Here is a 25402-nt window from a genome sequence, read left to right as displayed (position 1 = left end):
GTACCCTTTTTTTAGTATAGCATGTAGGTTTTAATATTTTTATTGAAAAATCTTGACAACTATTAGCTGGTTTTGTTAAACATGCATCGAAATATTGGACTTCTTTCGCCGGAACTCCCTTTTGTGGACCAAAAACGGCCGTTGCACCATGTTCCCCGATTAATGGATTATTAACATCACAAGCAATTTTAAAGTTTGATTCAAAAATTCTAGAGTCGAAACCTTTTTCATTTAACTTTACGACTTTTAATAATCCAGCAATGGACTGCTCGACAGGATTGTTTTTTTCATCAAGTAATTCCAAACCGAGAGCACGTAACATCCCGACACCGCCATCATTCGTTGCACTTCCCCCAATACAAATAATGAAATCCCGGTAACCTAAATCGAGTCCTTTTTTAATTAATTGACCTGTACCAAAGCTGGAAGCAATATGAGGATTACGTTCACTGTTATGCAACAATGTAATCCCTGAAGCCTTTGCCATTTCAATCACACACGTTTTGTTGTCCCCTAAAACTCCAAAGTGTGCCGTTATTTTTCGTCCGAGGGGATCTAGTACCTCAGCTTCATAGTAAGTGCCCTTTGTTGCAACAATTAATGAATCCAGCGTACCTTCCCCTCCATCTGCCACAGGTATGAGTACGGTTTGAATATGCTCATTCACATCTTTAATACCTGACTGAATGGCTTCCGCTGCTGTTATGGCCGATAGTGTACCTTTAAAAGAATCGGGACTTATGATAATCTTCAACCAGTTTCTCATCCTTTCTTTTAAGCGCTTACATTAATTTTAATGACAATAAATTTGTAATTCATTATAATTAATGTATAAAATAACTGTATTAGTACAGTTTGAATTTTAGACGGGGTGTACAAATGTTAACGTTCAAATTAGCGGAAGAAATTGTCTATCAAACGATGAAACGTCTCCATTACAATATTAATATTATTAGTACGGATGGCGTTATTTTAGCTTCAGGTGATAAAAAACGTGTGGATTTAATTCATGAAGGGGCAAAAGTAGTTGCTAAAACTGCACAGCCACTTATGATTGATGAATCGAACATACATAGTTATCCGAATACGAAACCGGGTATTAATATGCCGATTACTTATCAAGGAGAGATTGTTGGCGTAGTAGGTATTACGGGGGATCCAAATCAACTAAAAGAAATCGCTGAACTTGTCCAGCTAACAACAGAAATTATGACACATCAAGCATTAACGGAATCTAAAAGTGAGTGGCAACGGAAAAATGAAGATTTTGTATTTAAATCTTTAGTGGATGGAATGCCGATAGAAAATAGTTTAAAAAACCATATTCAAAAATTATCTTTCGATTTGAAGCCACCTTTTCAAATTCTATTATTATCCGTCGATGAGGAGGAAAATTCCAATCGGTTATCATTTTATTTAGAAGATCTATTTTTTAAATTACCTGCTTTTTACGGTCACTTACAATTAAACGAATATTATATTCTATTAAGTGGAATGCAAGAAGATCAAGCTGATAATCTTATTAATCAATTAGGGCAAAAAAAGCATAAATTACCTTCTATTCAAATTGGGGTTGGCTCCATTGTACAAAATCTTACCCAATTGCCCCTTGCGTTTCATAGTGCCAAAACAGCCCTTCAATACGCTAAAAAAAGTGGGTTAGTCACTTTTTTTGAAGACATTGAATTGTATTCATTATTTAAAGATTCCGAGGGCGAAGAAGTATTACATTTTGTTAACCGGGTACTTTCTAAGTTAAGTTATAAATTACTAACTACGTTACAAACCTTTTTCGAAAGTAATTTACAACTAAATCAATGTGCACAAAAGCTTGAGATTCATCGCCATACGCTAACATATCGTTTACATAAAATAAAACAACTAACCGGTTATGATCCACAATTTTTTGAGGACGCGGTTGTATTAAAAATGGCTATTTCATTACGAAATTAAATTGTTATTAGAACAAAAAAGGAGTATTCACCATTACATTTAAGAATGCTCCTTTGAAACACGTCCTATATTGTCAAGTCCATTTCATTATCGGAAAAATGGTACTTTTTCTACACCAATCATACGAGCATAGATAAATAGTTGGCCTTTATGATGAAGTTCATGATCATACATTGCTGTAAGATACCTTTTTTTAGCACCTTGAAGTTTTGGATGGGTAGAACTATTTTCTGCTTCCAATTCTAGATCGTTTATCGATTCAAAGGTAGCCTTTGTTTTTTCAGTAAAGTCCCTTACCCCATTACGAACTTCCGTCATTGATTTACATTCAGGGATATTCGGAGGAGCTAAGGTTTCCGTTTTTACCATCGATACAAATACATCGTTCCAGCCAGCCACGTGTAATGCTAGTTCGCCAAGGGACATTGCACCATCCCACGGTTTAAAATCAACATATTGATCGTCAATCTGTTCTAGCAGCTCTTCTAACACGCTTCGATGTTGTAACCATTCCTCCATCAACTGCTTTACCTGAGTCATGTTCATTCCCTCCTAGTAGAATTTACTATTCTTTACCCATCCTTTTCGGAAAATAACTCCACATTTCCTTCTATATATCTAAATTATCTTTAAAATTTTTGTGAAGTGAATACAAAGTCTTCTATTCTACCCCCGGTAAAATGCGCAACATTTTACTATCGGCATCGAGAATGGCATCCACCCCTAATGGAATGGCAATATTCGGTTCACAATGACCAATCATAAATCCAGCAACAGTTGGTTTTCCTAATGGTTTTAAATACTGCTCAAAGACTTTCCAAAGGTCATTTTCTGTTATCCCTTTTCCGATATCGTTAAAGTGACCAATAACAAAACCTGCAGCTTCCTCTAATTTTCGCGCTAAACGTAGCTGATTTAACATACTATCGATATTTTCTAAAGACTCTCCAATATCTTCTAGTAATAAAATTTTGTCTTTAACATCGATTTCAAATTTTGTTCCTAAAGTGCTGACAAGACGATTCATATTTCCACCTGTTATTTCACCCCGAACATTACCTGGTACAATTGTTTGAAGGGAAGAAATCTGTTCATCATACTGAATTTCTACAGGTGTAAACAGCTGATAAAACATTTTTTTTGATGCCTCCGATAGTGGTCCATCTCCTCCGGAAAGCATCGGACCGTGGAACGTTACAATATCTGAATACTCTTGAAAAGCTGTATGGAGGTATGTAACATCTGAAAAGCCCCAAAAGATTTTAGGATGTTCTGTTAATAATTGATAATCAATTCGATCGGCAATTCGTGCTGCCCCATAACCACCACGGATACAAAAAATCCCTTTCACTTCTGGGTCTTGGATCATGTTATGTAAATCCTGTAATCGTTCCTCATCCGTTCCAGCTAAATAATCTCCCGTCAAGCCCACCGTTTCGCCTAATTTCACTTTCAACCCAAGCTCTTCTAACAAACTTAATTTTTGTGGTAATTTTTCCATTGCAATGGGGCTACTTAAAGCAACAATTCCCACTGTGTCTCCTACTATTAAATGTTCTGGGCGTATTTTCATTGTAATTCCTCCAGTTTTTAATGAATTAATCTATATGCACAAGCAATTTGAAAATAAAGTTGTCTACGTAATATCTATACCGATATAATTGTCATACTATTTAAAATAAGGGGCGTTTACATGAAGATTCCACCATATGTTTTATTAATATTAGCAACGGTACTTTGGGGAGGGAATTTTGTCATCGGAAGAGCCGTTACAGGTGATATCCCACCCTTCACCCTCTCTTTTTATAGATGGTGCTTAGCATTCCTAGTGTTCTTCCCCATTGCTTATAGCCAGGTAAAAAGAGACTGGCAAAAATTGAAAGAACATTGGAAAGTTGTACTTACCCTTTCCCTAACAGGTGTTACAGCGTTTAATACGCTAGTTTATATTGCTGTTTATTCGACAACTTCCATTAACGCTTCTTTAATGAATTCTACTACACCGATATTCATTTACATATTATCATATATTTTTTTAAAGGAACGTTTATCTCGTTTTCAAATCATCGGTACAGTCATCTCGCTCATCGGTGTACTTTTTATCCTTTTAGGAGGCAACATTGAAAGCATTCTACAATTCAATTTAAATAAAGGGGATCTCATTGTTCTTTTAGCTGTCTTTTGTTGGAGTATTTATTCATTATTAGTGAAACAATATTCGAATCGACTACCTAGTCTGTCAACCTTTTTAGTAACGATAGCTATAGGGGCCGTTTTCCTTTTACCGTTTTCAGCTTATGAAATGATCACTTTAGAAGAACCAATTATTTGGACTCCAAAAGTATTAGGCGCTATTTTTTATGTAGGCACCCTCGCTTCTATTGTCGCCTTTTTAAGTTGGAATAAAGGTGTTATCCAAATAGGAGCAAACCGGGCAAGTGTTTTTCTAAACCTTATTCCCGTTTTCGCCACATTATTTGCGGTTCTCTTTCTCGGAGAAAGACCGATTATGGCTCAAATGATAGGAGGATTAGCAGTCGTTGGAGGGGTTATTTTAACTAACCGAAAATAGAAAAGTTGATTCAAATGGGGAAATTCCACTAACCCCGTAAAACAGGTGTTAATTTTACGGGGTTGTGACTATTCTACCTTTTTCGGATAAGCGTAAAGAATATACGATCAGGTGCACTGCCGATAAAGGAAAAAGGATAACATGTCGAAACGGTTAAATATTCTTCCTCTCTGCTTGGTTGAATGAGGTACGATCGTTTGCATCCACAATTTCATTGTCCTCAATAACATAAATAAACGTTCCATATTCCATTTTAATATGTAATTCATCTCCCACCTTTAATTCACCAAATTGTCGAAACACCGTGTCTCGATGGCCAGATAAAAGAATTTGTCTATTATCCCCAGGCAACCCCCAGTACTCGAAAAATGCCCTACGCCTTGAGCTAACTCATCCTCATCTGTCCCTTCAATAATCGGGATTTCCCGATCAAGTCTTGGAATATAAAAGATTCCCAATGTATTCCCTTCTTGAAATTGTTTTTCCCTTTTATTTGAAGACTCTTTTTGAGAAGTATGGGAGTCATCGGAAATCATCGCTTTTGCTTCATCTAATCTTTACTTTCTATAGAGGAAGATGTATATAATTGGTAACCTCCATAAAGTAAAAATCCACATCCAGCAATAACTAGAATCCAAGAAATAATTCGTATCAAAGATTACACCCCGCTTTTTATTCTATATTTTAAGATATTTCCCTATTTGTTTATTTCAGTAATTTCCATATACTATCATATCAAATACAAATATTATAAACGAAATTTTTCCTCTTTTTTAATCAAACTAGGATATATTAAAAAACCGCTCCTTCTTAACGAGGAGCGGCGTTAAACTTTTAAATTTTGAAATGTTGGATACTTTGTTGTAATTTCACTGCTTTTTCCCCTAAGTCTTTTGAAACGCTATTAATTTCCTCAATTGTTGAGACTTGCTCTTGGACGGCATTACTTACATCCGTAGTAAGGGTAGCAGAGTGTTTTGAATTCGATGAAATTTGGTTTACTGATGCAGCAATTTCTTCTGCTGTCGCTGAAATCTCCTCGGTTACCGCCGAAATGTCCGTTACTTGGTCGGCAATCTCATTAATGGCGACATGAATTGTTTCAAAAGCTTCCCCAGCTTCTTGAATCCGAGTTACCCCATCTTGGGCGTTTGCTAAACTATATCCAACTGCTTGTTGTACTGTTTTAGCATCACCAACTATTTCTTTTGTTAAGTTGACAATTTGAGTGGCAGATTCCTTTGAATCTTCAGCAAGTTTACGTACTTCATCAGCTACTACTGCAAAGCCTTTACCATGCTCACCAGCACGGGCAGCTTCTATAGCAGCATTTAATGCTAGTAGATTTGTTTGCTCTGTAATGCCCGTAATAATGGTTGAAATATTACTAATTTCATTGATTTGATTGGTTAATTTGTTCATTAATTCCGTTACTTGTTTTGAAGATTGATAAATCACTTGCATTTGATTTTGAGCATCCGTTACCGTCTGACCACCTGATTGGGCAACATCCTTCGTGCTAAGTGCTTTATCCTGTAAAGATGTTGTCGATTCAGCTATCCGTTGAATGCCACTTGCCGTTTCGGACATTGCAGATGCACTTTCGTTTGATGCGTAAGCATTTTCTTCAATAGATTGTGCAGTGATTTCCATATTTTTTGCTATAGATTGGGATAAATGATTGACTTCATCCGTGCTAGCTAACAGTTCTTCTGCTGAAGAGGTTAAAAGGGAAGCATTTTCACTTGTATTCTCAATCATGGAACGTAAGGAAGATTTCATTTCATTAAAGGAATCGACCAATATTTTTATTTCATCCTTTGTATGTACTTCCACATCTTTTTCTGATAAATCACCTTGTGCAACTACTTGAACCGCTTTTGAAATACGTTTAATCGGTTTCGTAATAAGACGGTTTAAAAGGATGACGATGAAGATACTAATAAGAATTGACACAATAATAACTGAAATAACGATCAATGCACCCTTTAATGCCGTTTTAGTAGCTCCATCATTGACCTTATCGATCAGTTCATATTCTTCAGTTTGTAATTCTTCAATTGTATTAACTAACAATGTATTCACATCGTAGGCTTCTACTAAAACAATATTCGTAGCTCGAGCAGTATCTCCCCTTTGTACAGCTGCAATTAGTTCTTCACCTAGTGCTCTTACTTGTGCTTGAGATTCTTTTGCTATTTGAATTTTTTCAGTAAATTGATCATTCGTATTTTTCTGCTCTAAGTCATGAATGAATTCATCTACTTCATTTAACCGTTGCTCTAATAACTCCAACTGTTTCTCAGAATCCTCTAATATATAGGAACGCATTTGTAATGCTTGTAAAGGAACATAACGTCTAATATCGTTAATAATAGCAAGCTGCTCGATATTTTCGTCTATTATTCTCGTATACTCATCATTTAAATCATATAAAGTTTTATTACTAACGACCCCTATTATTATCATTAATATAATAATGGACATAAAGGAAATTAGCATTTTCTTTGCAATATTCACATCATTCTCCTCCAATAACTATCAAAATTACTATAAATAAACATGCCATTATATGATATAGCATATCGAAATTGTATACAATTATTTCGCATTGAAAATCAATACTTTTTATCTATAAATTTTAGAAATAAGACCTAGTAATTTAACTCGCAACTTACGAAATTTATAGACCTTTTAACCTATCTATATTTAAAAGGCATAATTTAAAAGGCACATCAGCTAGTGATGTGCCTTCCTTATATATTTAAGATTTCGCGAATATCTTCTTCTGTCAAGGAAGTTAAAACTTTTTCTTCCGTCTCCAAAATATCCGAAATGAGACTGCGCTTTTTTTCTTGGAGTTCGTTCATCTTTTCTTCAATCGTGCCCCTGGCAACAAGTTTTATAACTTGTACTATATTTTTTTGCCCCATACGATGGGCACGGTCCATCGCCTGTTGTTCCACCGCTGGATTCCACCAAAGATCATATAAAATGACAGTATCTGCTCCTGCCAAGTTTAATCCCGTCCCACCGGCTTTTAATGAAATGAGAAATAAATCCCGTTCCCCTTCATTGAAACGATGACAAAGTTCTACTCTTTCTTCAGAAGGTGTTTGTCCATCAAGATAGAAAAAGGTTTGGCCGCGCACCGTAAGCTCTCTACCGATTAACTCGAGCATTTTCGTAAATTGGGAGAAAATCAATACTCTTCTTCCCGATAATTTCGACTCCTCGAGAATGTGTAACAATTGTTCGAATTTTGCAGAACTTCCTTTATACCCATCAACAAATAACGCAGGGTGGCAACAAATTTGACGTAATCTTATTAAGCCCGCTAAAATTCGAATTCGATTTTTTTGTATTGTATCTTTATCAAGATGTTTTAATGTATCATGTCTTAACTTTGCTAAATATCCTGTATAAAGTTTCTTTTGCTCAGGTAGAAGGTCTGATACTTCCATCGACTCTTGTTTTTTAGGTAACTCTGCTAGAACATCTTGTTTTATTCGACGGAGTAAAAATGGACGAACCCTTCGTGCAATTGATTTCCTTGAAAGATGACTATATTCCTCTAGCCCTTTAAATAATTGTGGAAAAATGACATGGTATATAGACCATAATTCTTCAAGGGAATTTTCGATAGGTGTTCCTGTAAGTCCAAATTTATGTCTTGCCTTTATCTTTTTCACAGTGCGTGCTGTTTGAGTTGCTGGGTTTTTAAAAAATTGTGCCTCATCAAAAAAGATTGTATGGAAATATTGTTCTTCATACCACTTCCGATCATGGCGAAGTAATGGGTATGAGGTGATTAGCACATCAAAGTTTGGAGCCTCTTGTTGCAATTTAAGTCGATCCGCTTTATTTCCGTCCATCACCATCGCTTGAATTTCGGGAGCAAAGGTCAACAGCTCATGGAACCAGTTATATGTTAAAGATGACGGACAAAGAATTAAAACAGGTTGTTTCTTTTGTCGTATATTTGAAAGCTCTGAAACAATAAACGCAATACTTTGGATAGTCTTTCCAAGCCCCATATCATCAGCAAGCACACCCCCAAAACCATAATGGGCTAATGCCTTCATCCACTTAAATCCGGTCTTTTGATAATCCCTTAACAGATCATTTAAACTTGAGGGTACTTCGAAATGCAAATGGGATGGATGAAGTAATTGGTCAACAAATTGACGGAAAGACTCTTCTGGGTTAAACAGTTCGCTTTCTTCAATTAAATCAAGAAATGGAAGTCCATCCATAATAGGCATATTCAATGTCGTTTCCCATTGATCATCTTGAATCGGTACAGCATTTAGAATTCGTCTAATTTCCTCCATTTCTTTCGTTTCAAGGGATAAAAGGGATCCATTGGATAGGCGATAATATTTTTGTTTTACTTCAAGGGCGGCTAAAATTTCTTTAATTTCTTTATCATTAATCCCGTTCATCTCAAATTTAAATTCTAACCAATCTGTTCGCTCCTTTTGAACTTTCACCCGAATTTTCGGAAATGTATGCTCACGGACAATTCGAGTACGAACAGCTGAAGTAATATAAATTTTTGCAAGAGAATTTAAGCTAGGTAGGATATGATATAAAAATTCATACTCCAGCTCCTCATTTTGCATATAATATCCGCCCTCTGTAATGGTAAAGCCGCTCTCCTCCATTATTCGGAGTATTTCTTCCTCTTTTTCGATATCTCTAACAATCATCGGGCCGACTGGGCTGTCTCGGTTTTCCAAAGGTTGAATCATGACGTTTTCGTAATGAAATTCTAACCCGGCAAGTAGGCGATTTTTCAACCGATCCAAATAAAGTTTTGCAACGAGAGGCGTCTTCATAAATTTTTGCGTTAATCCGTTAGATAATTGAACATCGCCAAGCTTTTTCAAACTAGGTACAATTTTTTTTAGAAAAAAGTCAATTTGTTCTTGGTGAATCGGAATATATTTTTCTCCAGAACTTTTAAGCATTTGATACAGTTCAAATAACCGCTCACAATCTGCCCCTTCCAATTGAAAAATAACTCCATTATTTAATACAGAATGATAGGAATTAAAGAAGGTTATATGTTCAAAACCTTTTATCACTAATCGATAACCGTTCCTTTCATTTTCCTCTAATGTAAACTGAATAGAGGGAGGTCCGTTCACAATACGTAAGTCCACAAGAACATCTTCACTGACAAACTTCACAAAAGGTGTATTCATTAGTAATGGAATAAGTCCAGACCATGTAGATGGTGGAATTAATAATACTTCATTTTGAACGTTATAGTTAGCGTGATTTGGTAATGCTTCTAAGAAAGCACTTTCATCATCGACGACTTGAATAAGTTGTTGGAGAATGACATCCGGCTCTTTTAAAAAGCAGGAAAAGCTAGGATTATACTTAAACTCATTCGATATCGTACTTACCTTTCCCATTTTGACATCCCGTAAAAAATCTCGAATGTTTTCTACTTTTACTTGATTAATCTCCACTTCAATTCCAATTAAATTTTCATCTTTTTTCATTGAAATTCGTTGAAGTTTAAATACTAGCTCTAATACTTCCCTTTTTTCAAAATGTCGTTGATGACCACTTGTCCGTATTGTTCTTTCCCTGAAAAGTGTTATAAAGTCTTCTGTTATTCCTTGAGAATTAAAAGGTTTTCCTTGGTTGTCTGGAAGGTTCAATCTTTGCTTTTTTCGTTCATTGAGTGCGATTAAAACAGCTGCAACATGTTGACAGCAATGCTTAAAGTTCGGTAATTTGGGGCAGCTACAATCCGTTCGAATCTGGCCAGTTACATCATTTTTAACGATGACATGAAAATCTTCCGTCCCATGAACAGTTGCTTCACAATCATTTTCGCTTATATGTTCAAATGTTACTTTCCCACTACGATAAAAAGAGTCCCCTCTTTTAAAGGAGACGGTACCACACATTTCTTTTATCATCTTTTGATTTAGTTTTATGTTCATGCTTTCCCCGCTCCTTTCCTATTAAAGGGTTCTTCTTTCTCTTAACATTTTAACATTAATTGAAATACCTATCGAGGGTTGTGAATTCCATGAAGTAACAAGATATTTTTGAGGAATATAAAAAACGTTTCCTACATGGAGTAAGAAACGTTTGATAGTTGTAATAGAAACTGTAAACCTTAAATAAACAAATTAACGATAAATGTAACAAATTGATTTAAACCGGGAACTTTAAATCCGAGTAAGTGTAATTGTGTAATAACAAAAGCAAGAGCAAGGATGCTTGTATAAACGATAAAACCTTTCTTATCCTTCGTTCGCATCAAATGCCTATAATCTAAAAAAGAGATCGCAGCAAATAAAAGAATTAATAAGAAAGTGTTCATTAATCACTCACTTCCTTCGTTTTTTCCTGCGTAGTATCAATAATCAATCCAGATCTTCTGACTTCTGATTCCACTTTTATATCAAATTTCACTTGATCTAAATAAGCAGATGAATCACTTATTTTCGCCCAATAATCGGGATGATACCTCCTAAGGTCTCGTCCAATCCCATATATATCTGAATTCATCTCCTTAGCAATTCGAAATTCACCTTCTATATTCTTTTTTATAAAATGGGTAATTTCCTTTTCTACTAATTTTGATTGTTCCGGTTGCAGTAAATCAATACCACACGTTTGATCTAGTAAATTCCCTTCCAATGTTACATCTACATTTACCGTAATCGTATCACCTTTTAGTTTAGGTTTTACTTTACTTTGAAAATCCGTTATTTGAAAAGCAAAGACCTCATCAGCTCCACCTTTTGGACACTTTCCTTCAATAATCGTATAATTTAATTTACTATTCATAATTTGTGTTCCCGTCGTTTCCGGTCCATAAATATAACCTTGTAATTTCCCTTGGTCAAATACGGCCACTCCATCGACTTCAAACGTTTCAACTTGCCCTCTAATTTCCTTCGGTCGAATGACATCTAGTGTCAATTCTATACCCGGAGTAGAGAGAATCGACATTAAATCCCTTAATTGAACATCTAGGGCATTAATACCCCTCATTTCGGAACCATCGATTAGTTCAGCCATTGATTTCGCTGGAACATCACCTAATTCAATTTTACTGTTTAATAAATCCTCCGCCGTACCAGGAGTTACGGTAATTAGTGCGCCTGCTCGGCTATCCCTATCCCTCTCAAACCATGTTGTAGCGGGTGTGATTCCTTCCCTTGCCATTGCATCACCAAAAATGATGATTTGTAAATGTGCCCAGTACAGACGGCGAGGTGACAATTCGTTTAAATTACGAATCGTTCCTAAAACTGATTTTCCCGTTGCCGTTACACTCCAAGTAGGTAACTCTGAACCACTCGTGGATCCATTTTCTTTAGGGGGTGGTTTAATTACTTGAGCAGTTATTTTATACCCTTCCTCTACTTTATCTATTCCTACACCCATCACGACAGCTATTTCATTTAATTCTTTTTTATCCCAACATCCACTTAAAAAAATGACAAGAATTATGAGTAAGAAACATTTTTTGAAATTCATATTACTAATTTCTCCTATTTAGTTTGACGGTTTACTTTTGAATTTTCCATCCTATTTTTGTTATTATTTGATATTTCCTCTGGTCTTTCTTTCATATGGCTCCATGGCACTCTAATAAATAAATCTTTCCAATCGCCTTTATGGAATGGAACGATAGGAGCTAAATAAGGAACGCTAAATGAACGTAAAGAATTTAAATGAATTAATAGGAAAATCAATCCGAAAATTAAACCGAATGCTCCTAAAAATGAAGATAAAATTAATAATATAAATCTTATCATTCTGGCGGTAATCGCTATATTATACGAAGGAGTTGTAAAGGAACTAATCGCCGTCAGGGCAACAACAATAACGGTACCTTGACCGACAAGACCTGCATCTACAGCGGCTTGTCCTAAAACTAAACCACCGACAATAGAAATAGCGGCACCGACCGTTTTAGGTAATCGAATCCCCGCCTCCCGTAAAATCTCAAAGGTAATTTCCATGATGGCAACTTCAATCGCAATTCCAAAAGGTACCCCTTCGCGCTGTCCTGTAACTGCAATTAACAGCGGTGTCGGTATCATCTCTTGATGATACGTAAGTAAAGCGACATATAAGCCTGGTAAAATAATGGAAAGGACAAAAGCTCCTCCCCTCAATATTTTCATCAAACTAGAAATATCATATCGCTGATAGTAATCCTCATTGGAAGTTAAGAAAAGGCCAATAGTCGCGGGAACGAGTAAAACTACAGGTGTTCCATCAACGATAATTGCTATTCTACCTTCAAGTAAACCTGCCGAAATTCGATCTGGTCTTTCGGAGTTGAAAATGGTTGGAAAGGGAGAATATCTTTGTGGATCTTCAATTAACTCTTCAATATAAAGGGAATCTAAAACCGCATCGATACTAATATTATCAATACGGGAAATTACTTCTTCGACAATATTGTCTTTTGCTATCCCTTTTATATAAAGTACCGCTACAGAAGTTTTACTCTCTTTTCCAAGTTCTTTTTTGTATATTTGTAAATGAGGTGTATGGACTCTTCTGCGGATTAATCCGATATTTGTCATAATAGATTCATTAAAGCTTTCCCTAGGTCCACGTACGACTGTTTCAACAGAAGATTCTGTAACAGGTCTTCGATCTCCACCAGCTGTTTCTGCTGCATAGGCAATAGGATATCCATCAAACAAAATAATGGAATAGCCTTGCAGCAAATGTTCTAACACTTCTTTATGTTTCGTTATTTTCTTAGTCTTACTTGTCGATAAGATGATTTCTTCGTCAGCAGATACTATATCGTTTAATTGATTATTTAAAACATGAATGACATGTTGGTCCATAATTTCTTTTTCAACTAAGCTGTCGATAAATAAAATGGCCATTTTTAGATTTTCATGTTGCATGTATCTTACTGATAAATCCGAGTCTTCTCCAAATACATCTTTATATCGTTTAATATTCTCGGCTAAATCATATAATACAACTTTATTTTCCTCAGGTTCTTTAGAATGTTCAGACGATGATTGTTCGTTCTCTTTGTCATTTCTAGACATCTCTATTCCGCCCTTCTTTTCTTTACACCTGGTTTCTTCCTAAACTGACTAATAATCAATAACAAAAGAGGTAATATTAAGCCGACAAAAGTCGAATAAAAAGGATAGTAATTTTCTAAAAAGCGAAATATTCCATTAAGATCCTCTCCATTTATAAGCGAAATAATGGAGACTAGTGCTCCAACAGGAATAACTAAAATTTTGTAATCTTTTAGCTTAAACAATTGGGCTATTCCTAGCACTATCGCATATAGAAAAAGGGCAACTTTTGCGAAGGAACCAAGGGACCATAGTAAAATGCCCAATATGTCCAATCTTTGCAATGCGCCTATTTCAATATCCCTTAAAGTCAAAAATGTAGGAAAATAGAGACCTTTTGCCCTTTCTTCCCCATAAATCGCAACTACTCCCGTTATAGGACCAATAAACATGATTACAAGAATAATCATTGTAACAATGGAGTATCTTTTTAATCGCTTTGTGTTATTCACATAAGGAAAAATCATACTTAAAACAAAAATAGAGCTATATAGTGAAGTTAGTGCCAATGTTCCATCTAGAGCTGGTCCTATGGAATTTTCTAAAATCGGAAGAAAGTTCAGATAATCTTTATCCTTTTGAGTAAGAATGGTAGCAAATATTACAATTGGAATTAAAATGACGAGGATAGCCTGATTTGTTCTCGAAATAACTTCAAGCCCACAATGTACCGCATAGGCAGCAAGGATTAAAATCGCAATAAAAAAAACGGCAATCGGTGTTCTTGGCGTTACTGCCGATGTATAAAATTCACCAAACCCTCTAATGGATAAACTGATTTCATGTAGGAAGTACACTAAAAATATAATGACAACTAAACTTCCTAACCATTTCCCTAAAATCAATTGACAATATTCAACCATAGAACGTCCTGGGTATCGTTGGGATAATAGAGCAACAGTAAAACCAATTAGTATGGCTGGAAAAATAGCTAATAAAAGAGAAATCCAACTATCTCGACCAGCATGGTCAATAATGACAGGAATAAACAACAGGTGACCCGTCACGGTAATACTTGATATCCCTAGCATTAAGGCTTGTATCTTGGTTATATAGGTCTTTTCCATGTAGACACCTCAATACTCTTGGAAGTTTAAACTATACTAGTTATAGACATTCCATTTTCCCTTTAATCATCCATTAAGAAGGTAATTTCAGACAGTTTTTGGGCAAAAAGAAAAAGACCATAATGGATGGTCTTGTATAAATAGCGTTTTCAAATGTTTATCAACTTTACCAACTTTCAAGTTCGGAAAGTAGTACGCCCTTTGTCGATAAGGGCATTTCGTTATTATGATGAAAACCTTTGTCTGTTCGTATCACTTTATCCATAAATGAAAATTTAAATATTTTATGAAACTCACCATTTAAAGTAAAATATACGGCACTTTCTTCTGGAACCGAAATCATGGAAAATTGGGTAGGATAATCTCCATCTTGTTGAATTGTCTCTTTAAGAATTGAAAAGCCGATAGTGTCATTAAAATAATCTTTATTTTTTAATAATAAGTTATAAGCCTTTTTATACCGATCACTACCAAAACCTTCTACTTCCTCGTAATTTTTAGATTTATTTTCCGATAAAGGAAAGTTCGTTAAGACCATAAAATTTTCTTTTACTGAATCGATATCTATGTTTTCTCTTCCCGGTTCTACAATATATGAATTTTGATTTTTCCCAGCAATTAAACTATGAACACTATAATTCGGAACGTTAACAATCGTTTTTTCATTTAAATAATCCTTTAATTGGGAGACATCGGTTTTCTCTGCTAAAACTTCTTCAAATAATCTCATGATATGAACGCAATTTTTACTCCTTCGATATTTTCCTTCTTCATTCGGTTGAACCATTAATAAATTGACAAAAGTTCCGTTACGATTTACGCCAAATGCCGGTAGAAATTGGCCGTCTTCCTGTTGTAATACGACAAACTGGTTATCCCCTTTTAAGACAATTTTTATTGGCCTTTTAGAAATATCAAAATTCATCCCAATGAAAGTATTACTTGAATAAATTACAAAACTTGTACACATTTATAATCCCATACTTTCTTTTTTCTTAAATAGTTCAATACTTTAATGGATAAATCCTCTTAAATTTTTACCTTTATCCTCTAAATTCTTGTTAAAATTAAAAAGCATTTAAATTATTATTCAATACTACTAATAATTTAAATGCTTTTTTATATTGCTGTCTTTTAACTTAGTTTTCGGTTATCCATTTCTACCTCAATGTTCAATAGTGAATCGATGAAAGGCTTTTTCTTCTTTGTAAAGAGTACAAAAATGTTGTTGAAAACGATGTATATTACGTAAAAGGTAATACAAATCTTTATATAAGAATAACTATCAAAATTACTGTCATACATTAAACTACAGATATATACAAAAAAGAATAATGGTATAATACCAGTTCTTAAAAACCATCTTATAAACAATTTAAACCATCTGTCACTATTAACTTTTAAACCTACTATTTTATAGCCTACCGTTTTTTTGAACGTTAGGTTGATGCCGATAGATGGTATTATCGTTAGAATGTAAAAAGGAATCAAAAAGAGACAATATACTACCAATAAAATCGTATTGAGGATTTCACCGTTCGCATCATAAGAAAAAGGTAGTAAAAGTAATGCGACAATTCCTAATACTGCCATTGTCCCAAAGGAAAATATAAGACTTGCGATTATTATTACTAACGTATCGATGAAATAAGCTAATACTCTTTTTCCCATTCATTTACCCCCAGGAAATAAACGTTATAACGTCATTCTTATGTGATTATAACGGATAAGTTTCAGATTGCAAGGAGATTAGGAAAGTAAAAAGAAATTAGTATTTATATAGAAAAAACGGCGAATTAATCGCCGCTTCCACTCTCTTCAACAAACTTAGTATCTTGAAAACCTTCTAAATATTTCTGTTCTTCTTCCTCCGTTAATAAACGGGTTGCCATCCCAATAGAACCGCCTTGCAATTTCCAAATGGCGTTGTGATGCTCTACTGCGTTTTTAAAATTTCCTTCTTTCCATTCAGTTAAAATTTCACGATACAAATTTTCATTTTCATAATTTCCGTTTTCTAACATTTTTAATAAGGCATTAATGGTTGACTCTTTCATTTCGATAAATCCCCACTTTTGGGATGCATGGACTTTTTGATGGGACATTTCATGCAACATTTGTTGGAATACCTTTTCATCGAGGAAACCACCCATGGCTGCTTCTTTTTCCAGGTTCGTTTTTCCTTCTGTATCTGTAGAAAGGGCTGTATCAACGGATTTTTGAATAACCTCATCCTTAACAGTCTTCGTATTTACTTGAGCTTCTCCTTTTGAAACCCAATAAATAAAACCTAATCCCCCTACTACTACTACAAAAGTCGCAACGACAAAAGAGATAAGAAAATCTTTTTTCGTCATTGTTTAAAACACCTTTCTTCCCCCATTAAACTGTAAAATGTTAAGAATAAATTATCCGTATAATTAAATTAATTTTAATATTTTGGATAAGAAATTCAAGTTTATTTATTCTGATTGGGCTCATAAATGGGAATGATAAAATTTCATATTATAAATATCTATGTTCCATGTAATTCTATTATTCTCATTTATTAATAGAAGGATTAATTCATATGATTTTTTAAAAAGTTGCTTATAACCTTTACATATTCTGATTTTGGATAGGCGTTATACAACTCACTTGATAATCGAATCGGATCACCAAAAAAATACCGTTCGTATTGAGTTTGCCTTGTTCCAAAGGAGCTCATTGTTAAATCCCAGGCTAAGCGGAATATTTTAACCCGTTCCTCAGCTGGCTTTGTTGCCCCTTGTAAATACCGATCTAAATCCGTTCTAATCGTCGAATGGAATGCTTTTTCCGTCGGTAAAGTAATCATGCCACTTGCACCGATTTGTTGAATAATTTCAGTAAATCGGGAGTAAATTTTCGGAAATAGATTTCCAGCCACCATTAGTGTATTAATATCAGGACGCATATATCCCCATTCATCTAATGAAGCGTGATTTTCAGCCTTTTCAAGTAACGCTCTCATTGTCTCGAGTCCAATGATGATTTCTGACATTTTCTCATGAATATGTTGATATTCACTAACATTAATCGTTTCGATTAATAACTCCGCAACACCCAAAATGAATTCCAATTTTACAATTTGTCTAACCATTACTTGATGCTTGGCAAATGGATGAAAGGAACTTTTAATGATAAAGTCTTCAGCTACTTCGTCATTGTTATAGTAAAATACTCGATTCCATGGAACTAATACATTATCAAAGACTACAATGGAGTCCATTTCCTCATATCGTGAACTTAATGGATGATCAAAAGCAGATTGGCCACCAATAAATGTATCTCTACAAATAAACTTTAAACCTTTTGTATTCGATGGAATCGAAAAAGCAAATGCTTCATCTTCGTTAAACAAAAATTTCCCGACACTAAAAACTAATAACTCATCAGTTAAGCCACCTTGTGTTGCTAGAACCCGGGCCCCTTTAATAATGATGCCTTCTTCATTTTTACCAATAACCTTCGCTGCAATTGGTTCCTCTGAATTTTCAATATAAATTTGAGAACGATTCACTTGCGGTGCAACAAATGTATGGGCTAACGATAAGTCATTTTCCCGCGCTAATTCATAAAACGCTTGGAGATTATTTGGAAAACTGTTACTTTTATTTTTTAAAAGGGAAACAGATGAGGCAAAACTCATTAATACTGTATTTAAATAGTCGGGGCTTCTCCCCATAATCCCTCCCGTATGTTGTGCCCAATGTTCAAACATCTTTCTTCTTCTTATTAAATCCTCTTTTGTTTTCGGTTGTAAAAAAGAAAGGCCTACAGGGTTACCTGATGTAGGGGAGGTATACGTCATTTCATCTTTTATTTTCGGATCATGCTGTAAATCATAGAGAGCCGCTTTTGTTTGGATAATACCTTTGAAGGCGGGATGCTCTGATAGTAATCCTTCAACTTTTTCACCGTCATACCAAATCTCCGGTTTTAGCTGATTCAGTCTGTTAATAAAATCCTTTCCATTAACAGCACCCATACTTTAACACTCCTTAAATTTGATGACATTCCATAAAACATTTATTCTGTAAAAGGCTTTCAAAGGGACTATTATATGAAACAAAACATTTATTTATATCTTATTGTAAAAAAAGCGGTTTAGTACTTGGAAAAAGGAAGAAATTTTAGTATTTGAGTAATTTGTATTAGATACTAATAAAACATTCATGCTAATCCAATAAAAAATATAATAATACTTCGAAATGAAATGAATTTATTAATTACCTAAATTAGTTGAAACTTTTTATCTTAAGTTCTTCTCTAATGATTGAAAGGAGGGCAAAATATGAAGGATATTAAATTAGTTAAAAAAGCTATAAGGGGAGATAATAAGGCCTTTGAGGAGCTTCTTGTTATACATAGTGAGCAACTTTATCGGACTGCTTTTATCTACGTCCAAAATCGTGAAGATGCTTTAGATATCGTTCAAGAAACAGCCTACAAGGGACTTTTATCCATTCGACAATTAAAAAATGCGGAATATTTTCTAACCTGGCTAACAAAAATACTAATTCACTGTGCCTATGACCTAATAAAAAAGAAAAAGAACGAACTACCTCTAGAAAATGAATTTGAACTAACATCTGCCAACCAGGATAGAAATATTGAACGGTTAGATCTTATTGAGGCACTAAATGAACTAAAAGAAAAATATAAAAGTGCCATTATTCTATTTTATTTTCAGGACATGCCCATTCATGAAGTAGCTAAAGTGATGGATGTGCCGGAAAATTCCGTTAAAACTTATCTTTACAGAGGGAAAGCTCAACTTAATAAACTACTGGGAGGGAACCAATATAATGGACAAGAAGCACTTTCAAGCAGAATATGACAAAATTGAGGTACCGTCAGAGGATGTAATAAAAGCTATTCAAAATGGAATGATGAAAGCAAATCAAGATGGAATAGCACCTATTCAAAATAAACGTCGTAAGAGTACTTTTATTCTTTCAGTAGTAGCTACTCTATTTATTTCAAGTAGTTTTATTTCCCCTACACTCTCTCATGTAATGGCCGATGTCCCAGTATTAGGGAACTTATATGGTCATTTTAATGACTTAGTTGGAAGAAGCTTATCCGCGCAACAATTAATAACAGAACTTAATGAAATTGCGAGAAGTAAGGGTATTGATGTAACTATAACAAGCGCTTATTATGATGGAGCCGTCATCGGTGTTACCTTCCATGTAGAAGGCAACGTTAAAAGTGAAGAGAATGGGCAACTTATGGCAACTTATGAAATTTTTGATGGCAAAGAAGGAATTTCGGATAGTAAAGAAGTTGTTTATATGGAGCCATCAGGAAACGGTTATTCAGGGTCAATTCAGTTAAACTATCCTAAGGCAAAATTACCAGCTGATACTACATTCCCTCTCGAATTCAAAAATATTGGGGATAATGAGGGTAACTGGAAGTTCAATGTACCGATAAAGCAACTAGACTTCGATACTATTGCAACCAATGTTGAAACTAGTAACAAAAATGCAGATATACAAATCAACTTTGATTCAGTTATTGCGGCTAAGGCGTCAACGTCTATTAATTACACAGCAACGTTTCCAAAGGAAAAAGATCAATTAAGATTAGAAGTGTATGATGACAAAGGAAATGTAATTCCTTTATTGTCCGATGGAATCGATTTAGACAGTAATAAAACAGAAGAACACATAACTGTCGTAGGTAGAACAATTATTCCCGAATCTTTAAAAGGAAAAACAGATTACTTAGAAATTCATCCAAAGGTAGCCCTATTTGAAGAAGACCAATTTATTAAGTTAAATCAACAAACACCTTTGAGCATTAGTTCGAATAGACAAAATCTATCAGTAAATGTGGAAAAAATGAACTTACAAGAGGATACATTCAGTATTGATTTCCAAGTGAATAACGGGAATATAGGTAATTGGGATTTAAATTTCTTTAAAGATTATGCAAACAATGATATAACACTCGTAAAAGAAACCGAAAAAAAGATTTATGAGAAACCGATTGAACATTCTATTACTGTTCTAGATGAGAAAACATTACGTTTTAGAAGTACATTTGATATTAGTACAATTAAGAATTTTAATATGGAAGATTATATAATACGGGTAAACTTATACACTCTTAGTGCGAACATACCTCTCGAATTAGAACCCGTAAAAATTATTTTAAATGAAAACTAATAAAGGATTATTGTAGCTTCTAATATTTAAAGCCGATAATAAGTTTGTTTTATTATCGGCCTTTATATTATATGGATATTTCCGTCCAGCCCTATGCCCCTAAATCACTAAAGGTAGTAACGGCTTTGATATAGTTACCAAACATTTGTTGTGGGATATGGTAGTTACCATCAATATAGTTGGCTTTTTCTTGCAATTTCTTTATCACTAAATCTTCAGATTGGGTTAAGTCATCCGTAAAAGGCTTATCCAATAATACATAACTGAACGGTTGTACTAGGAAGTTCCCTACTGCCCTTTCTAATTCAGCATCGGAGGATAATTTATTTACTTCCGTTAAGCGCTTTTTATAAATAGCTGCTAATTTAGTATCGTGTTCATGGCCTCTTCATAAAATGCTTGGCTATTCATCCAAATTAACTCAACTTCAGGATAAGCATTTATACGTGTGAAAAAAATTCATTACAATTTCCCGCACTGTTTCCTCTACTTAAACCATTCCCTACTCTTTATTTCACACTTTTTATTGTTGGTATAAAAATTGACAATTGTAGGGTAAAGTCTTTAAAGCTATACTTAACCTAATCAAACTAACAGTAATTACCATGAATTTAAGGAGAGTTATTTTGAAAAAAAGTATTGTAATCGTTAGTACACTATACGGAATTGGATTAATACTTTCTCTTTGGCTATATAATCACAAGCCCATTTTCATTGAGGATGTCGGTCAGTTACTACCTACGAAGGTAAAAGAAATACATAGTGCGACAAGTGAAGCAGAACTGCAAAGTTTGGTAAAGGAATCGATTAATAACAATGAGAAAATTTCTGTTGCTGGCATGCAACATAGTCAGGGAGGACAAACATACTATCCTAACGGTGTAGTGATCGATATGAAGAAATATAATAAAATCCTTGACTATAACCCTCATGAGAAAATGATTACAGTTCAAAGTGGGACTACATGGGAGGATATTCAACAGAAAATTAATCCTGATCACCTTGCGATTCGTGTAATGCAATCACAAAATATTTTTACGGTTGGAGGATCTATTAGTGTCAATGCCCATGGGAGAGATATTCGATATGGTTCGCTTATTGATACTGTTGAATCTTTCCGACTCCTTACTCCTCAAGGAGATATTATCAATGTCAGTCGAACAGAAAATAGTAACCTTTTCCCTCTAGTAATAGGGGGTTATGGTCTATTTGGTATCATTTTAGATGTCACAATGCATTTAACCGATGACGAACTCTATCAAATTCGTTCAAGATCAATCGATTATCAGGATTATCCTGATTATTTCACTCATGATGTCAAAAATAATGAAAATATCCGAATGCACATTGCTAGATTATCCGTAGCTCCAGATTCATTTCTACGTGATATGTATGTCACGGATTATGAATTAACTGAAAATCAAAATAACTTAGCCAATTACTCTGAGTTAAAAAGAGATACACTTGCTGCACCTCAAAAATTCATGCTTGGACTTTCACGTTACAGTGATTGGGGAAAGAACCTACTTTGGGATATGCAAAACAAGTTATATGTTGGCCAAGATGGGAACTACATTACACGTAACAATGCGATGCGAGGGGACAGTAAATTTATGGAGTATGACAACCCAAGCAAAACTGAAATTTTACAAGAATACTTTGTCCCAATTGATGAGTTCTCTATGTATCTAGATGATTTACGGTCAGTGCTTGAAAAAGAAGAACTAAATCTATTAAATATTACGGTTCGTTATGTAAATGAAGATAATGAGGCGGTATTATCCTATGCAAAAGAAGATATGTTTGCACTTGTTTTACTAATTAACCAAGGTAAAAACAAAAAGGAAATTGAAAAAACCAAAAAGGTTATCCAGAAAATGATTGATGTTACCTTACAACACGATGGCTCCTACTATTTGCCTTACTATTCTTATCCTACCCAAGCGCAAATGGATGAAGCCTATCCGAAGAACAAAGAGTTTTTCGAACAAAAGAAACAGTTTGACACGAATGAATTATTTATGAATCTATTTTACAAGGAGTACAGTCAATGAATTTCCGTAAGTTTTTAATTGCCCAAAGCATTCTAATTGCAGCAAGTAGTGTAGTCTTTCCATTTTATTTATTATTGATTAAAAATGTTGGAGATAGCTACTCTCAATTTGGTTGGGCCTATGGATTGTTTACTTTAACCGCAGCGCTTACCTATCCAATCATCGGCCGACTAGGTGATAGGTATGGTGATAAGAAAATGCTACTTATTTACACACTAGGCATGGCTGCCGTAATGTTGCTTATACCACTTCTGTACGAGGTATGGCAAGTTTATATGATACAGATCATGATGGGAATCCTCGGTGCAATTCAAAAAAATACAGAAAAAGCCTTTTTGGCTAGAAATAATGATAATGAAACTGCAGGTGAACGAATTGGTAAATACCATTTACAGATTTCATTGTGGAGCGGTTTAGGGATTATTCTTACTGGTTACTTAATTGATTTCCTAACCATTGCAAGTCTATTCTATTTAATTTCTTTTGTTTATATAATAGCCTCTTTCGTCATTATTAAGCGGGAGAGGATTTGAAACAGTTCTAATTTTCATCGTTCACAAGGATTATACTAATGGTTTGGGTCTTTCCGAATACTCTTGATAGGATATAATTTTAAGACGTGCTAGAGAGTCTGGACCTTTAAAGCATTGGTATAATGCTTAGAATAAAAAGGATAAAAGACAAATAAATCGATTTCAACATAAATAAGGGATTGTAAAACCTTCGTATAGAAAATCCTTTTTCCTAGAAGCTTACCTTTACCGTATTCTTCATTTCTTTAAAATAATTCTTTTAACTAAAATAACTTATCTATTTTTATTAATAATTGTAAGTAACAATTCTCTTGTCTTTTCAAAACTGATAAGTTCTCTATGAAAGTTTGGATAATTAGCTAATGAATCTTTTAAAAAGTAATAGTTCGGGTAAAGTGAAAAAAAGTCTTTATGTAGAATTTGCCTTTGATATTTAGGAATTTTCTTATTTGCTAGTACATAAGTAGAACTTCCCGCAATAAGCATACAAAATTCATTAAAATCAGCAGCCAACCAATTCTCTTCATCGATAATACCCACGAAATCTTTTTCAATTAGCTCAATATCTTCGTATGGGAATCCATTCGATAATTCTGTATGGTAAAGAATTTCTAGTTTACTCAATAAATCACTTTGCATGTCTTCCCATCCTATCTCTTTAAGCTTTTCAACTATCTCCTCTAAAAGCTGCATATTTTCATTATAAGACAAGCCTTCCTTCATTAAGGAGTAAAACTTGTTATTTTTATTAGAAATTACGTCTAGATCATATTTATCGGTTTACTTAAGAGAAAAGGATTTATGCCTTACCTCTTCCCGATTTCCAAGTGTTTAAAGACAAGGTACACACACAATTTTAAGTACACGATATTTTGCTCGGAAGCCTTTTTAAAACAAATAAAAAACGTTTCTTACATAATGTAAGAAACGTTACTTTTACTGCTTTCTCAGTAGCAGTATGATACCGGTGGTCGGGGTCGAACCGACACTCCAGAAGGAACACGATTTTGAGTCGTGAAAAGAGTGCGTAATTAACTCCGATATGCGATACCGTTAATTTATCCGTACATTTTAGCGGAAAATACGTAAACGACCGTTTTCCTATTATCGATAGTTTACAATAACCTAACTCTGCTTGTCAAAGGATTAAAAAATTATTTCACCCTCGCAACTCTACGCTTATAAAATGCTCTAACTGCTAAATCACAAGCATCATCTTGGGACATTTCTTCCATATGATTATGTACGAACTCAATTGCTGCTGCCTCATGTATATCAAGCATAGTAATTCCACCTATAGATGGTGCAAATACCGTTAATCTTTGTCGCATCTTTGAAACTATTTTATTTATTTGCGCTTCTGTTAATCCAAGATACTTAGCGAAATCTAATTTATTTATCTTATCTTCTTTCCACATATAAACTCCTCACTTTCCAACCGTAAGGATACAGTAGATAAATACTTTAAGCAAGATATTTATTCACGTTAAAACCGCGTCATTACTGCGTTTATAAGCATTCTATATCGTGAAGAATCGTTATAGTTTCTACTATTATAATACGTTTTATTGCGTCAGTTTTGCGTTAATGAGACGAATTTCGATCGCTCTCATTGTACGTTTTTTAACCTAATAACTATATATATTCCTTTAGAGAGTGTATATCAGTTATTAAATTGTTTAATTGATAGTATGCGACCGAACAATCTTTCTGTTTGAACCGCTTATTGCCGGCCAAAGTGATTTTTTGAACACCCAGGTTTCGAAATTTGATTTCGCGTTTAACAACCACTTAGAGGCGCCGACTGGAATCGGCCATACCCGGGGGCATAAAAAAGACGCCCGCATTTTGATGTGACCCCTAAAAGTTAGACACGTTAAAGTCGATTAGGCAGCTTGGATAAAACGAGTTCGGTATTGCAC

Annotated in this window: 24 protein-coding genes; 6 read left to right on the top strand and 18 right to left on the bottom strand. The window is 34.5% G+C overall.

Features of this window, described 5'->3' with window-relative positions; all coding sequences use genetic code 11:
• A partial coding sequence (locus H9636_RS17975; protein WP_191708929.1) for a glycerate kinase occupies nt 1-754 on the bottom strand: 754 nt, incomplete at its 3' end.
• Nucleotides 755-879: 125 nt separating this feature from the next.
• Between H9636_RS17975 and H9636_RS17970 the strand changes: the two genes are divergently transcribed.
• The gene (locus tag H9636_RS17970; protein ID WP_122972895.1) at nt 880-1953 is read left to right on the top strand and encodes a CdaR family transcriptional regulator; all 1074 of its coding nucleotides are present in this window, start codon (nt 880-882) and stop codon (nt 1951-1953) included.
• Between the two features lie 87 nt (nt 1954-2040).
• Here H9636_RS17970 and H9636_RS17965 read toward each other — a convergent pair whose 3' ends face one another.
• The gene (locus tag H9636_RS17965; RefSeq protein ID WP_122972894.1) at nt 2041-2493 is read right to left on the bottom strand and encodes a DinB family protein; all 453 of its coding nucleotides are present in this window, start codon (nt 2491-2493) and stop codon (nt 2041-2043) included.
• 121 nt (nt 2494-2614) lie between these two features.
• On the bottom strand, nt 2615-3526 hold the full coding sequence (locus tag H9636_RS17960; protein WP_191708928.1) for a S66 peptidase family protein: 912 nt from the start codon (nt 3524-3526) through the stop codon (nt 2615-2617).
• A gap of 120 nt (nt 3527-3646) precedes the next feature.
• Between H9636_RS17960 and H9636_RS17955 the strand changes: the two genes are divergently transcribed.
• Nucleotides 3647-4525, top strand: coding sequence for a DMT family transporter (locus H9636_RS17955; RefSeq protein ID WP_122972892.1), 879 nt, complete (start codon nt 3647-3649; stop codon nt 4523-4525).
• A gap of 153 nt (nt 4526-4678) precedes the next feature.
• Here the strand turns inward: H9636_RS17955 and H9636_RS19405 are convergent, their stop codons facing one another.
• From H9636_RS19405 to hpaB, 12 genes are all read right to left on the bottom strand, one after another.
• On the bottom strand, nt 4679-4876 hold the full coding sequence (locus tag H9636_RS19405; RefSeq protein ID WP_318241049.1) for a sortase domain-containing protein: 198 nt from the start codon (nt 4874-4876) through the stop codon (nt 4679-4681).
• Nucleotides 4804-5061, bottom strand: a complete 258-nt coding sequence (locus H9636_RS19400) for a hypothetical protein (RefSeq protein ID WP_318241051.1) — start codon at nt 5059-5061, stop codon at nt 4804-4806. The genes H9636_RS19405 and H9636_RS19400 overlap by 73 nt, the downstream gene beginning before the upstream one ends.
• 298 nt (nt 5062-5359) lie before the next feature.
• Nucleotides 5360-7045 carry a methyl-accepting chemotaxis protein gene (locus H9636_RS17945; protein ID WP_191708927.1) on the bottom strand — a complete coding sequence of 562 codons (1686 nt, stop codon included), beginning with the start codon at nt 7043-7045 and terminating at the stop codon, nt 5360-5362.
• 236 nt (nt 7046-7281) lie between these two features.
• Nucleotides 7282-10491 (bottom strand): DEAD/DEAH box helicase, encoded by a 3210-nt coding sequence (locus tag H9636_RS17940; protein ID WP_191708926.1) that lies wholly within the window; start codon nt 10489-10491, stop codon nt 7282-7284.
• Between the two features lie 179 nt (nt 10492-10670).
• A complete protein-coding gene (locus H9636_RS17935; RefSeq protein WP_191708925.1) occupies nt 10671-10877 on the bottom strand; it encodes a hypothetical protein in 207 nt (68 codons plus the stop codon).
• Nucleotides 10877-12043: a Ger(x)C family spore germination protein gene (locus H9636_RS17930; protein WP_191708924.1), complete on the bottom strand. Its 1167-nt coding sequence runs from the start codon at nt 12041-12043 to the stop codon at nt 10877-10879. Before H9636_RS17930 ends, H9636_RS17935 begins: the two co-directional genes overlap by 1 nt.
• Before the next feature lie 14 nt (nt 12044-12057).
• Nucleotides 12058-13590, bottom strand: coding sequence for a spore germination protein (locus H9636_RS17925; protein WP_191708923.1), 1533 nt, complete (start codon nt 13588-13590; stop codon nt 12058-12060).
• A gap of 2 nt (nt 13591-13592) precedes the next feature.
• Nucleotides 13593-14696, bottom strand: coding sequence for a GerAB/ArcD/ProY family transporter (locus H9636_RS17920; RefSeq protein ID WP_191708922.1), 1104 nt, complete (start codon nt 14694-14696; stop codon nt 13593-13595).
• A gap of 166 nt (nt 14697-14862) precedes the next feature.
• Entirely contained in the window at nt 14863-15666 is an 804-nt protein-coding gene (locus H9636_RS17915) for a linear amide C-N hydrolase (RefSeq protein ID WP_191708921.1), read from the bottom strand.
• A gap of 164 nt (nt 15667-15830) precedes the next feature.
• The gene (locus H9636_RS17910) at nt 15831-16367 is read right to left on the bottom strand and encodes an RDD family protein (protein WP_191708920.1); all 537 of its coding nucleotides are present in this window, start codon (nt 16365-16367) and stop codon (nt 15831-15833) included.
• 125 nt (nt 16368-16492) lie between these two features.
• Nucleotides 16493-17053, bottom strand: coding sequence for a DUF6241 domain-containing protein (locus H9636_RS17905; RefSeq protein WP_122972884.1), 561 nt, complete (start codon nt 17051-17053; stop codon nt 16493-16495).
• A 203-nt stretch (nt 17054-17256) separates the two neighbouring features.
• Entirely contained in the window at nt 17257-18705 is a 1449-nt protein-coding gene (hpaB, locus tag H9636_RS17900; RefSeq protein WP_191708919.1) for a 4-hydroxyphenylacetate 3-monooxygenase, oxygenase component, read from the bottom strand.
• 306 nt (nt 18706-19011) lie between these two features.
• Here hpaB and H9636_RS17895 point away from each other — a divergent pair, with 306 nt between their 5' ends.
• Both H9636_RS17895 and H9636_RS17890 read left to right on the top strand, forming a co-directional pair.
• Nucleotides 19012-19557 (top strand): sigma-70 family RNA polymerase sigma factor, encoded by a 546-nt coding sequence (locus H9636_RS17895; protein ID WP_191708918.1) that lies wholly within the window; start codon nt 19012-19014, stop codon nt 19555-19557.
• Nucleotides 19526-20893: a DUF4179 domain-containing protein gene (locus H9636_RS17890; RefSeq protein WP_191708917.1), complete on the top strand. Its 1368-nt coding sequence runs from the start codon at nt 19526-19528 to the stop codon at nt 20891-20893. Before H9636_RS17895 ends, H9636_RS17890 begins: the two co-directional genes overlap by 32 nt.
• Nucleotides 20894-20984: 91 nt before the next feature.
• Here H9636_RS17890 and H9636_RS17885 read toward each other — a convergent pair whose 3' ends face one another.
• Nucleotides 20985-21146, bottom strand: a complete 162-nt coding sequence (locus H9636_RS17885) for a hypothetical protein (protein ID WP_191708916.1) — start codon at nt 21144-21146, stop codon at nt 20985-20987.
• A gap of 370 nt (nt 21147-21516) precedes the next feature.
• On the opposite strand from H9636_RS17885, the gene H9636_RS17880 reads away from it, so the two are divergent.
• Entirely contained in the window at nt 21517-22947 is a 1431-nt protein-coding gene (locus H9636_RS17880; RefSeq protein ID WP_318241050.1) for an FAD-binding oxidoreductase, read from the top strand.
• Nucleotides 22944-23480, top strand: a complete 537-nt coding sequence (locus H9636_RS17875) for an MFS transporter (protein ID WP_191708914.1) — start codon at nt 22944-22946, stop codon at nt 23478-23480. The genes H9636_RS17880 and H9636_RS17875 overlap by 4 nt, the downstream gene beginning before the upstream one ends.
• A 273-nt stretch (nt 23481-23753) precedes the next feature.
• Here H9636_RS17875 and H9636_RS17870 read toward each other — a convergent pair whose 3' ends face one another.
• Together H9636_RS17870 and H9636_RS17865 are read right to left on the bottom strand one after the other, a co-directional pair.
• A complete protein-coding gene (locus H9636_RS17870) occupies nt 23754-24191 on the bottom strand; it encodes a YxiJ-like family protein (protein WP_225230324.1) in 438 nt (145 codons plus the stop codon).
• A 443-nt stretch (nt 24192-24634) separates the two neighbouring features.
• Nucleotides 24635-24898 carry a hypothetical protein gene (locus tag H9636_RS17865; RefSeq protein ID WP_191708913.1) on the bottom strand — a complete coding sequence of 88 codons (264 nt, stop codon included), beginning with the start codon at nt 24896-24898 and terminating at the stop codon, nt 24635-24637.
• Nucleotides 24899-25402 lie beyond the last annotated feature (504 nt).

Origin of the sequence: Ureibacillus galli (assembly GCF_014836845.1) — a bacterium.
Lineage (GTDB): Bacteria > Bacillota > Bacilli > Bacillales_A > Planococcaceae > Ureibacillus > Ureibacillus galli.
The sequence above is the reverse complement of the archived record's forward strand: the minus strand, read 5'-3'. Positions and strand labels throughout refer to the sequence as shown.

Coding starts and splice junctions, on each gene's coding strand:
- H9636_RS17875 (WP_191708914.1), top strand. CDS start 22,944: ATGAATTTCCGTAAGTTTTTAATTGCCCAAAGCATTCTAATTGCAGCA.
- H9636_RS17915 (WP_191708921.1), bottom strand. CDS start 15,666: ATGTGTACAAGTTTTGTAATTTATTCAAGTAATACTTTCATTGGGATG.
- H9636_RS17910 (WP_191708920.1), bottom strand. CDS start 16,367: ATGGGAAAAAGAGTATTAGCTTATTTCATCGATACGTTAGTAATAATA.
- hpaB (WP_191708919.1), bottom strand. CDS start 18,705: ATGGGTGCTGTTAATGGAAAGGATTTTATTAACAGACTGAATCAGCTA.
- H9636_RS17935 (WP_191708925.1), bottom strand. CDS start 10,877: ATGAACACTTTCTTATTAATTCTTTTATTTGCTGCGATCTCTTTTTTA.
- H9636_RS17890 (WP_191708917.1), top strand. CDS start 19,526: ATGGACAAGAAGCACTTTCAAGCAGAATATGACAAAATTGAGGTACCG.
- H9636_RS17925 (WP_191708923.1), bottom strand. CDS start 13,590: ATGTCTAGAAATGACAAAGAGAACGAACAATCATCGTCTGAACATTCT.
- H9636_RS17970 (WP_122972895.1), top strand. CDS start 880: ATGTTAACGTTCAAATTAGCGGAAGAAATTGTCTATCAAACGATGAAA.
- H9636_RS19400 (WP_318241051.1), bottom strand. CDS start 5,061: ATGATTTCCGATGACTCCCATACTTCTCAAAAAGAGTCTTCAAATAAA.
- H9636_RS17905 (WP_122972884.1), bottom strand. CDS start 17,053: ATGACGAAAAAAGATTTTCTTATCTCTTTTGTCGTTGCGACTTTTGTA.
- H9636_RS17965 (WP_122972894.1), bottom strand. CDS start 2,493: ATGACTCAGGTAAAGCAGTTGATGGAGGAATGGTTACAACATCGAAGC.
- H9636_RS17920 (WP_191708922.1), bottom strand. CDS start 14,696: ATGGAAAAGACCTATATAACCAAGATACAAGCCTTAATGCTAGGGATA.
- H9636_RS17930 (WP_191708924.1), bottom strand. CDS start 12,043: ATGAATTTCAAAAAATGTTTCTTACTCATAATTCTTGTCATTTTTTTA.
- H9636_RS17940 (WP_191708926.1), bottom strand. CDS start 10,491: ATGAACATAAAACTAAATCAAAAGATGATAAAAGAAATGTGTGGTACC.
- H9636_RS17865 (WP_191708913.1), bottom strand. CDS start 24,898: ATGTGGAAAGAAGATAAGATAAATAAATTAGATTTCGCTAAGTATCTT.
- H9636_RS17895 (WP_191708918.1), top strand. CDS start 19,012: ATGAAGGATATTAAATTAGTTAAAAAAGCTATAAGGGGAGATAATAAG.
- H9636_RS17955 (WP_122972892.1), top strand. CDS start 3,647: ATGAAGATTCCACCATATGTTTTATTAATATTAGCAACGGTACTTTGG.
- H9636_RS17960 (WP_191708928.1), bottom strand. CDS start 3,526: ATGAAAATACGCCCAGAACATTTAATAGTAGGAGACACAGTGGGAATT.